Consider the following 11,428-nt stretch of genomic DNA (forward strand, 5'->3'; position numbering starts at 1 on the left):
CTTATCAGAATCCAAAATCTGCATAGTCTTCCGGCAGAAATCTGTGGTAAATGATATGGCATCCTTCATCTTTAAAACAATAATAATAAGGATCTGATCCGTCATCAAAGCGGATCATCACATCAAACTCCTCGTTATCCATTGGTTCAGTAATGATTTTATCTGAATAAGAATGGAACAGTTCTTTAATTTCCTCTATCGTACATCCATGTCTGCCAACCAGTTCGATCAATGCCTTGATAAATTCATTCTCTTTCATATTATTATGTACATATTCGGAAGCTTTTTCCGAAACAGTGAAGCAGAAACGATCTCCTCTGTGTGATACTGCTACTTCACCAAATTTCTCTTCTATATAAGAAGGAAAATCTTTTAAAATCTCCATCATGCCTGCAGCATCCGTCTCATTGCCAAAGAAATGATTCAGGGAACTGAGCGGATAATAAAGGCTGATCTTCTCCTTCATATATCCAAGCTTCGCCTGTTCCTCTTTGATCACATCGATCAGACTGGTTTCTAATCTGTTATAGTTCATTTATTTTCCCTCCTGAAAATCTATCCTTTTGCTTTTTCTGGTTAATATTTTATCAGACATTGCCCGAAAATCAATGCATTTCTTTTTCAATTGTACGCCCGCCAAAACAATTTCAATGTTTTCTTTTTCATACAAAAATAAAGAGCTTGCGAAACTGTCCTTTTTTTCTCCCTCTGACAAATAACTCTGACTGGATAAAACAAAACAGATAAAACCAACCACTTCGTTGCTTTTTTAACCAAATAACTGCTTGATTCGGTTAAAAAAACAGCGTTCCGAATATTATTTATATCCGAAACGCTGTCATTATTCCAATTATTTCATTATGTATTTAATCCCAGTTCTTACGTCCGTAACGAAGTGTCACATCATATATTTCCTTCTGGAGTTTCTTTGTAAGATCTCTCTTCTTGATTCTCCACTTCCAGTTCGTACCAACTGTAGATGGTTTATTCATTCGGAATCTGTTGTCCAGTCCCATATAGTCCTGCATTGGGATAACGCAGACACGCGCAGCACTGCGCATGATCAGACTGATGAAACATTTATACAGTTCTTCTTCCGGTGTTGCATGATCACACAGATAATCTCTCGCCAGTTTTCTCTCAGCTGCTGTGATGCTCTTCCACCATCCCACGATAGTTTCATTATCATGGGTTCCTGTATATGCCACGCAGTTCTCCGGATAATTATGTGGCAGATAATCACTGGCACATCCGGAATCTCTGGAGTCAAACGCAAATTCCAGAACCTTCATTCCCGGGAAGCCGCTCTCATATACCAGATGACGTACAGAATCTGTCATATATCCTAAGTCCTCTGCGATAACCTGCTTCCATCCAAGCGCCTGTTCGATCTTACGGAACAGATCAATTCCGGGACCTTTTTCCCAGTGTCCGCCTCTTGCATCTTTATCTCCGTATGGAATAGAGAAATATTCATCAAATCCACGGAAATGATCGATTCGCACAACATCATACAGTCTGAAGCAGTAACTCATTCTGGAAATCCACCACTGATATCCTGTATTTCTGTGATAATCCCAGCGATACAGCGGATTTCCCCATAACTGACCGGTTGCAGAAAATCCATCCGGAGGGCATCCTGCTACTGCCAGCGGTACATTATCCTGATCCAGCTGGAACAGCTCCGGATGCGCCCATGCATCAGCACTGTCCATTGCAACATAAATCGGAATATCTCCAATGATCTGGATTCCTTTTGAATTTGCATAGGATTTCAGTTTCATCCACTGCTCATAGAACTTAAACTGCATATACTGCTGGAATTCAATATCAAAATAGAGTTCTTCACGATAATAATCCATGGCATTGTTCCAGCGGAGTCTGATATCCTCAGCCCATTTGGTCCATTCTACACCTTCGAAACGGTCTTTTACTGCCATAAACAGAGCATAATCTGACAGCCACCAGCTGTTCTCTGCTACGAATTTCTGATAGTCAGGATTCTTGCTGATATCACTGTTCTCGTATGCTTTTCTCAGAAGAGGATAACGGCCTTTGTAGATTTTTTCATAATCTACCTCATCAGGCTTCTTTCCCCAATTAACTTTCTCGCAGTCTTTCTTATCAAGAACTCCTTCTTCCACAAGTGTATCCAGATCAATAAAATATGGATTACCTGCAAATGTAGAGAAAGACTGATATGGAGAATCTCCATAGCTGGTCGGTCCCAATGGCAGAATCTGCCAGTAAGTCTGTCCGGCTTCCTTTAACCAGTCTACAAATTCATATGCACTTTTGGAAAAACATCCGATGCCATAGTCTGATGGAAGACTGCTGATCGGCATTAATATTCCTGCTGCTCTTTTTCCCATGATTCTTGTCTCCTTCGCCATTCTTCACTTTTACCGCCTATACTTTATCTAGTGTACATATAAGCAGTTTTTCTATACCTTATGCGCAATTGTTTTTTTTATTATATCTATTTTTTGTGCAAATTGCAATACAACTTTCATGTTATCCATTTTTTCGTGAAAATTACTAATCATTGCTTAGTTCTTTTCGTCATCTTCCATATTAAACACCAATCATTTCCACTCAGAGCATTGTCGTCAAGCGGATATTCGCAATCTGCTTCGCTACGCAGCTCTATACCGAATAACTGCTCCGCATTTCATCAGAAGGAGCTTATTTTTTATCCATATCAAAAACTTATAATTACAATGCAATATTTCTATTTTACGTTTCATTTCTGATATGATAGGATGTGTTTGGTTAAAAAATAACAAAGTAACACTCCAACTTATCTGTTGAGAAACGTTTATCATTAACTACCATCAGAAAATTTCTTATACAGATATCTTCGACATCTTAAGCTATACACATCAAAGACAAAGAAAGAGGTAAGAAAATGGAAGACAACAAATTATGTCTGGAAAAGCAGCCTTTAAACCAGGAAATGCTTGACAAAATCGATGCTTACTGGCGTGCAGCTAACTATCTGTCTGCCGGACAGCTCTATCTTCTCGACAATCCGCTTCTGAGAGAGCCATTAACTATGGATCAGATCAAGAAAAAAATTGTTGGTCACTGGGGAACTGTACCGGGACAGAACTTCGTTTATGCACACTGCAACCGTGTCATCAAACGTTATGACCTTGATATGATCCTGCTTTCCGGTCCTGGACATGGCGGAAACTTCATGATTGCCAACACCTATCTGGAAGGTTCTTACAGCGAAGTTTATCCTAACATCAGCCAGGATGAGGAAGGTATGAAGAAAATGTTCAAACAGTTCTCCTTCCCATGCGGAGTCCCAAGCCACTGCGCACCGGAAACACCTGGTTCCATTAATGAAGGTGGCGAGCTTGGTTACTCCATCGCTCATGCTTTCGGAGCTGTATTTGACAACCCGGATCTGATTGCAACTACTGTTGTAGGTGATGGTGAAGCTGAGACTGGTCCTCTGGCGACATCCTGGCAGTCCAACAAATTCCTGAACCCGATCACAGACGGTGCTGTACTTCCTATTCTTCACTTAAATGGATATAAGATCAGCAACCCGACTATCTTCTCCCGTCTTTCTCATGAAGAACTTGAATGCTTCTTCAAGGGCTGTGGCTGGAAACCATATTTCGTTGAAGGTGACGACCCAATGACAATGCACAAGAAGATGGCTGAAACAATGGACACAGTGATCGAAGAAATCAAAGCGATCCAGAAGAACGCCCGTGAGAACAATAATCCGGAACGTCCGGTATGGCCAATGATCATCCTTCGTACTCCTAAGGGATGGACAGGTCCTAAGGTTGTTGACGGACTTCAGATTGAAGGTTCTTTCCGTGCTCATCAGGTTCCGATCACTATGGAAAAACCGGAACATCTTGAACTTCTGAAGGAGTGGCTGGAAAGCTATCGTCCTCAGGAACTGTTTGATAAAAACGGACGCCTGATCCCGGAACTGGCTGAACTGGCTCCTAAGGGAAATGCACGTCTCGGTGCCAACCCACATGCAAATGGCGGACTTCTTCTGAAAGATCTTCGTCTTCCGGACTTCCGCGATTACGGTATTGAAGTACAGCCTGGCAAAACAAAAGCTCAGGATATGATCGAACTTGGCGGATACATCCGCGACATCTTCAAACTGAATGAAGAAAACAAGAACTTCCGTATCTTTGGACCAGATGAAAGCATGTCCAACCGTCTGTACAAAGTATTTGAATATCAGAAACGTGACTGGAACGCAGAAATGCTTGATACTGATGACTGCCTCGCAAGAGACGGACGTATTATGGACAGTATGCTCAGTGAGCATATGTGTGAAGGATGGCTGGAAGGTTACCTGTTAACAGGTCGTCATGGCTTCTTCGCAAGCTATGAAGCTTTCATCCGTATCGTTGACTCCATGGCAGCCCAGCATGCAAAATGGCTGAAAGTTTGCAATCAGCTTTCCTGGAGACAGCCTATCGCATCCCTGAACTTCATCCTGACATCCAACGTATGGCAGCAGGACCACAACGGATTTACTCATCAGGATCCTGGATTCCTGGATCACATTGCCAATAAGAAAGCAGACGTAGTTCGTATGTACTTACCACCGGACGCTAACTGCTTACTCTCCTGCTTCGATCACTGCATCAAGAGTAAGAACTATGTCAATGCAATTGTAGCTTCCAAACATCCAAGCTGCCAGTGGCTGACCATGGAGCAGGCTGTTAAGCACTGCACACAGGGTATCGGTATCTGGGAGTGGGCAAGCAATGACTGTGGTGAAGAACCAGACGTTGTTATGGCCTGCTGCGGTGATACACCTACACTTGAGATCATGGCTGCAGTTACTATCCTTCGTGATGAAATGCCGGAACTTAAGATCCGTGTTGTTAACGTTGTCGACCTGTTCAAACTGGAATCTGACCACAAACATCCACACGGCTTAAGTGACGCAGAATATGATGCAATCTTCACAAAAGATAAACCTGTCATCTTTGCATTCCATGGATATCCAACACTGATCCATGAGCTTACTTATGAGCGTCACAACCACAATATCTCTGTTCACGGATATCAGGAAGAAGGTACTATTACTACACCATTCGATATGCGTGTACAGAACCAGATCGACCGTTTCAACCTTGTAAAGGATGCCATCATGCATCTTCCACAGCTTGGAAACAAAGGTTCCTTCTTAATCCAGAAGATGAATGACAAGCTTGTTGAGCACAAACAGTATATTGCTGAATATGGCCAGGATCTGGAAGAGATTCGAAACTGGGAGTGGCATAAATAAATCCGTCTAACAGATGATAAATTCCTTATAAATATAATAAGTCATCAGGATTCACATCATGTGGATTTCCTGATGACTTTTCTATTTCAGCGGTTCTGTTCTTTCCGTTCTGCCAAAAACTTCTGGAATGCTTTAGATGCAATACTTTGAGGATATTCTGTATCATGGATCAGAATAATGCTTCTCTCCGGAAGTGTTTCATTTACATCTATCTCAAAAACCTTTCCGGATTCCAGATCATCTCCGGCAAATTCTTCTGGCAGGAATCCGATTCCCATATTATACCGTACTGCCGGGAGAATCATATCTGTAGTCGCCAGCTCTACATCCGGCGAAAACTGCAGTCCATTTTTTGAAAAATACTCATTCAAAAATCTCCTGCTGATTGCCTCGGAAGTCAGGCTGATCCATGGATAGGCTGAAAGTTCCTCCAACGAAGTCTTCCTCCCCTTCAGCTCCGCAAAACGACTGCCTCCGATCAGAATTTCCCTATACTTTCGCACTACTTTCATTTTCAGTGGCTCTGCTAACTGTAAAGAAGCAGATACAACTGCAAGATCTACTTTACCCTCTTTTAAGGCATTTACAGAATCTGTAGTGCTGTTATTAAGAATTTTAAAATGCACATTCGGGTATTGAATATTAAAGTCTCTGACTGCCTCGAACAAATAACAGTGCAATGCTGTCTCTGTTGCACTGATATAAATGGTCCCGTTCTCAAGGCTGATCAGATTATTAAGATTATCCTCGGCTTTGAAAAACTGAGCACAGCCTGCTGCTACATACTGATAGAAAATCTTTCCCTCAGGAGTCAGTTTCATGCCACTTTTGCTTCTGGTAAACAGTCTGCACCCTAATATATTTTCCAGATTATGTATCGTCCTGGTCACAGCCGGCTGGCTGGTCTTTAATACTGATGCTGCCTTTGTCAGATTCTCATATTTTGATACGTAATAAAAAACTTTATAATATTCAAAATTTGCGTTCATTCTGTTCTCCGTCTTTCATTGTCTTATGTACAGTAACATATTTTACGCGCCTATTCTATCACAATTCTTTTTTCTGTACAATCTGATATGTCCAGAGTGTGTATTACTGTTTACTTCGTTATGTTACTGTTCACTCCGTTCACAGTAACGTATCCAAAATTCATTCCAGATTGCCTGCGGCAATGGAATTTTGGCTTGTATGTCTCGGGATTTTGGCATATTCATGCCAAAACACCTCGCGGGATAGTGGAATGTGAACAGTAACACGTGTGTTACTATTATCAAAAATAATCTCGTTTTCTTCATTGCGTTTTTTTGCACAATACAATATAATAATTTCAGAGTTTATTTATGCAAAAAGACGAAAGGATGTACATATGAAACACAAAAAAGACTGGTATAAAGATCTGGTGATCTACCAGATTTACCCAAGAAGTTTTAAAGATGGCAACAATGATGGAATCGGTGATCTGAAGGGAATGATTGAGAAGCTGGATTATCTGAAGGAGCTTGGCATCAATGCAGTATGGATGTCTCCTGTCTATGCTTCTCCGAATGTGGATAACGGTTACGATATTTCTGATTACTTCGCGATCATGGAAGAATTCGGAACTATGGAAGACTGGGATGCTTTCCGCGACGGTGCGCATGAACGAGGTATCGCCATTATCATGGATCTGGTCCTGAACCATTCTTCAGATAAACATAAATGGTTCCGGGAATCAAAGAAATCCCGCAATAATCCTTACAGTGATTACTATATCTGGCATGATCCTGCACCGGACGGAGGCGCACCCAACTGCTGGATGTCCGTATTTGGCGGAAGTGCCTGGGAATATATTCCTGAACGTGGACAATACTATCTCCATTTCTTTGCTAAAGAACAGCCGGATCTGAACTGGGATAATCCGGAAACTAAAGAGAAAATTTTTGATATTATCCGTTTCTGGAATGAGAAAGGTGTTGACGGATATCGCATTGATGCCATCAGTTATCTTGACAAAGGACTGGACGGACGTGCAGATATGAATGAACCCATTGGTACTGTAGCGTGTGTAAATCTGGAGGGAACCCACCGCTACATCCGTGAAATGGTTGCAGAAACAATGACTCCCGACAATCTGATGAGTGTAGGAGAAGTTAATATCAACAATGAACAGGATGCCATCAACTATTCCAGCGCAGCAAGCAAAGAATTTAACATGGCTATTCCATTTGTCCCTCCGATTGTTGAAATCCAGACATGGTCACCAGAGAAAATGAAACGTGATCTTAAGAAAGATTATGAAATCCTGAAAAAAGACGGATGGTGGGCAAGATTTTTAAGTAATCACGACAAACCGCGTCAGGTTTCCCTCTACGGAAATGACAGAGAATTCTGGTCAGAATCTGCCAAAATGCTGGCATGTTATCTGCACACGCTTCCCGGTACCCCCTTTGTTTTCCAGGGTGAAGAATTGGGAATGACCAATGTTGCCTTCCCATCTATCGATGATTACGATGACATTGATACCTGCAATTACTATAAAACCATGATTGAACAGGGAACTTCTCCTGAAGAAGCACTGGCAGAATCCAGAAGTATCAGCCGTGATAATGCAAGAACGCCTATGCAGTGGAACGACAGTCCAAACGGCGGATTTTCTGAGCATACTCCGTGGCTGGGTGTCAATCCAAACTACAAACTCATTAACGCAGAAAGCCAGATGAATGATGACGCTTCCGTTTTCAGATTCTACCAGAATCTCATCGCACTACGCAAAAAACACCCGATAATGGCTCATGGAGATTTCAAACTCTGCTGCCCGGAAGAGGGACCGATTATTGCCTACACCAGAAGCTGGCAGAACGAGACATGGCTGGCAGTGCATAATTTCTCTGCATCCATGCAGAAATTCCATTATGGCGCTGAAGATATTGAATTACCGTGCAACACTCCCGTAATCATTTCCAATTACGGAGAAAATGAAGTTGAATACGGAATTGGAACACTTGTACTCAAACCTTACGAAACCGTAGTATTCCAGTTACATTAAGCAACTTCATCAATACAGACAGTAAAAAGCAGAACCATTGAATCACTATCCCTCAATGGTTCTGCTGCTTTTGTGTATTTGTTTTTCATTTATTTGACTGCCATTACTTTGCATTTCTTTTTGTAAAATGCAATACCATATTTCAAAATATGCTCTACTCCCTCTTCCAGCAGCTGCTCCTCGTATCGTCTGTCTTCTATCTGTTTTAATGCCTCTTCACTGACAGCTTCCAGATTCCCTGTTTCGGCATATTTTATTTCTATAATGATTCCTGTTTCCTGATCTTCTGTTTCTATCAGAATATCACTGTATCCATCACCTGATTCTTTATTTGATGACACACTCCAGTTCTGCTGAAATCCAAGAATTCCAAGTAAAATCCCATGATAAAAATTCTCTTTCATCTGTTTTTTTACAAAGGTATCCCGAATACTGATGGTTCTTTTCAGATAATTGTTCAAACTTTGTTCTACCACTTCGGAATTTCCATCTTTTAGTGCATTACAGAATTTTTCAAGTGCTTCTCCATTCTCAGAAACAGTTTTCTTAAAATATTCCATAATCTGTGTCAGAAAAATATTACGTATTTCCATATTAGGAATGGTAAGCATGAACGTATTTGTATCTTTTCTTTCGGTCTGTGTGAGATATCCCGTAGTAAAAAGAACACTCCACAGGTTTTCAATCGAAGCATACATATCCTGATATGTCAGTTCCTGATGAATCTCCTTTACAATTGTTTCTCCTGCTATCAGTTTCTCAATTTCCTTTCTGACCGTTCCCTTATCAGTCTCCTGAATAAAACGTTTTACCGCTTCATTACTGCTGGTATTAGACCAGTAATTCTGTGGCTGCGCCATATTATTTATACGCAATTCGTCACAATAATTTATCACATCCCAGGGACAATAAACCTCTACATTCCCAAACCGATATCCGTCATACCACATTTTTATTTCATCATAATGCTCAGAAAGTTCATAATATTCCAATATATTCTTTACATCTCTGTCCGTAAATCCAAAATATTCATCAAACTGTACATCCGCCACTGACAAAACTTTCAGATTATTTAATCCTGTAAAAATACTCTCCTTTGAGATACGCATGCAGCCTGTAAGCACAGCAAACTTCAGACTGTCATTTGTTTTTAATGCATTTTCAAACAAGTTACGGATCAGCAGAGTCATTGAATTGTAATATCCCAATTCAAATGCTTTCGCCAGAGGCACATCATATTCATCAATCAATAAGATAACTTTCTGACCATGATGTTTCTCCAGAAGTTCTGACAGAATCCTCAGACTACTACACAGAACAGATTCCTTCATATCCGGCAGAAGCAATGATTTGAACGCATCCTTATCATATTCTGTCAAACGTTCACTTTCCAGTAAATACTGGAATCTACGCGCCTCACCATTTACAATCTGTATTGCCATATCACATGCTTTTTCATAAGTTTGCGCGCTGATACTCTTCAGGGAAATAAAAATCACAGGGAACTTTCCCATGTATTGTTCGCAAAGATAAACTTCTCTGGAAATTCTTGTTCCTTTAAAGCAGTTCTTATCACCGTTTAATTCAAAGAATGCTTTCAGCATACTCATATTCAGTGTTTTACCAAATCTTCTCGGACGTGTAAACAGATTCACCTCCGCCCAATTATCCAGAAGTTCTTTGATAATCATCGTTTTGTCTACATAGTAGAAATCTTCCGCCTGAAGCTTTGCAAAATTTTCTATTCCTATTGGAAGTTTTTTTTTGACTGAATTCAATACATGATCCTCCCTTTTGTCTCGGTTCTATATACATATTATACATTGTATTTTATGTTAATCTCTATTTTCCATACTTATGTTGCTATATGTTAACAGATATAAATGAGTTGTGGATTGGATATTTGTTATTGTCAGAGCAATTTCATTATATACAACATTTTATATTGTTTCAATACATCTCATGTTACTCTTTATCGGGGTAATCTTTAATAGTTGCAGATGGTGCAAACGTTTCAATACATCTCATGTTACTCTTTATCTAGTAAGGGGACTATGCTCCTGCTCCGCGTGCAGAGTTTCAATACATCTCATGTTACTCTTTATCCGGTTCCAGAGATGATTTACTTGCCCAGGGATAGTTTCAATACATCTTATGTTACTCTTTATCTGCAGAACAAGACGCACTTGGAACATCAGTCGTTCAGTTTCAATACATCTCATATTACTCTTTATCGAAGAAACTGGAAGCGCAGAAAAAAAGTTACAGCCGTTTCAATACATCTCATGTTACTCTTTATCAAGTATGGGCTATCCTCTGGTTCTTGTGGCACTTTGGGTTTCAATACATCTCATGTTACTCTTTATCGATCAACAGCAAGATGACAGTATACCTTATTGCGCGTTTCAATACATCTCATGTTACTCTTTATCAGTATAAGGCTTGTAAGCTCCATATCCGCCCAGAGCGTTTCAATACATCTCATGTTACTCTTTATCTAGAAGGTGAAATAATAGAGGAAAAACCATTAACGTTTCAATACATCTCATGTTACTCTTTATCCCTCGTTTTATAGGCTTTTCTTCTTCTAACAGTTTTTATAATACAGCAAAATACAAAGGATTGCAAGATTTTTACCAACCGACATCTCATTTTTTATTTACTCAATCAAAACCTGGTATACCCCCGTATTTTCAATATTTTTCATTTTTTTATGAAAATCCGCCTGGTAATTTTTATAACTTTTCATTTAACTTACTTAAGGAATTCCCCTGTCATGTTTTCACACTGACAGGAGAATTCTTTTACTACAAAATCAAATCTTCTCCATTATCTTTTTTTCCATTTCCAAGTACTTCTTCTCCAAACACATTATCATTCATCAATTTTATAATACACACAAAATCTTCTTCCTTATCTATCACTCGATTCAGTTCATTTCTCAATTGTATGAATTTTGATGGCGTCATGTCCCCTCTGAAAACTGATTTTTGGAAATGAGATAAATATTTTTTGCAGATTTTAAATACTTTCTGTACCCTTTTTTCTCCTACATCATAAAATAAGAATGCATAATTATAATTCAACTGTTTTTTCATACATGAAATCCCCATTTTTTA

7 protein-coding genes and 1 CRISPR repeat array are annotated in these 11,428 nt (G+C 39.8%); of the genes, 2 read left to right on the top strand and 5 right to left on the bottom strand.

What is annotated here, in order from left to right:
• Positions 1 to 4: 4 nt before the first annotated feature.
• Together LI074_RS07390 and malQ are read right to left on the bottom strand one after the other, a co-directional pair.
• Entirely contained in the window at positions 5 to 535 is a 531-nt protein-coding gene (locus tag LI074_RS07390; protein WP_055059861.1) for a DUF3877 family protein, read from the bottom strand.
• 331 nt (positions 536 to 866) lie between these two features.
• The gene (gene malQ, locus LI074_RS07395) at positions 867 to 2,372 is read right to left on the bottom strand and encodes a 4-alpha-glucanotransferase (RefSeq protein WP_020993574.1); all 1,506 of its coding nucleotides are present in this window, start codon (positions 2,370 to 2,372) and stop codon (positions 867 to 869) included.
• Between the two features lie 536 nt (positions 2,373 to 2,908).
• Between malQ and LI074_RS07400 the strand changes: the two genes are divergently transcribed.
• The gene (locus tag LI074_RS07400) at positions 2,909 to 5,284 is read left to right on the top strand and encodes a phosphoketolase family protein (RefSeq protein WP_008706824.1); all 2,376 of its coding nucleotides are present in this window, start codon (positions 2,909 to 2,911) and stop codon (positions 5,282 to 5,284) included.
• 86 nt (positions 5,285 to 5,370) lie between these two features.
• Here the strand turns inward: LI074_RS07400 and LI074_RS07405 are convergent, their stop codons facing one another.
• On the bottom strand, positions 5,371 to 6,273 hold the full coding sequence (locus LI074_RS07405; RefSeq protein ID WP_022381354.1) for a LysR family transcriptional regulator: 903 nt from the start codon (positions 6,271 to 6,273) through the stop codon (positions 5,371 to 5,373).
• 377 nt (positions 6,274 to 6,650) lie between these two features.
• Between LI074_RS07405 and LI074_RS07410 the strand changes: the two genes are divergently transcribed.
• The gene (locus tag LI074_RS07410) at positions 6,651 to 8,309 is read left to right on the top strand and encodes a glycoside hydrolase family 13 protein (protein ID WP_118592691.1); all 1,659 of its coding nucleotides are present in this window, start codon (positions 6,651 to 6,653) and stop codon (positions 8,307 to 8,309) included.
• A gap of 89 nt (positions 8,310 to 8,398) precedes the next feature.
• Here LI074_RS07410 and LI074_RS07415 read toward each other — a convergent pair whose 3' ends face one another.
• Together LI074_RS07415 and cas2 are read right to left on the bottom strand one after the other, a co-directional pair.
• Positions 8,399 to 10,087 carry an AAA family ATPase gene (locus LI074_RS07415; RefSeq protein ID WP_118592690.1) on the bottom strand — a complete coding sequence of 563 codons (1,689 nt, stop codon included), beginning with the start codon at positions 10,085 to 10,087 and terminating at the stop codon, positions 8,399 to 8,401.
• A 169-nt stretch (positions 10,088 to 10,256) separates the two neighbouring features.
• Positions 10,257 to 10,871: direct repeats of the CRISPR family, unit length 30 nt; unit sequence GTTTCAATACATCTCATGTTACTCTTTATC.
• A 245-nt stretch (positions 10,872 to 11,116) separates the two neighbouring features.
• A complete protein-coding gene (cas2, locus tag LI074_RS07420; RefSeq protein ID WP_008706834.1) occupies positions 11,117 to 11,407 on the bottom strand; it encodes a CRISPR-associated endonuclease Cas2 in 291 nt (96 codons plus the stop codon).
• Between the last annotated feature and the right edge of the window lie 21 nt (positions 11,408 to 11,428).

The organism is Blautia sp. MSK18_10 (assembly GCF_020553185.1).
Classification (GTDB): domain Bacteria; phylum Bacillota; class Clostridia; order Lachnospirales; family Lachnospiraceae; genus Blautia_A; species Blautia_A wexlerae.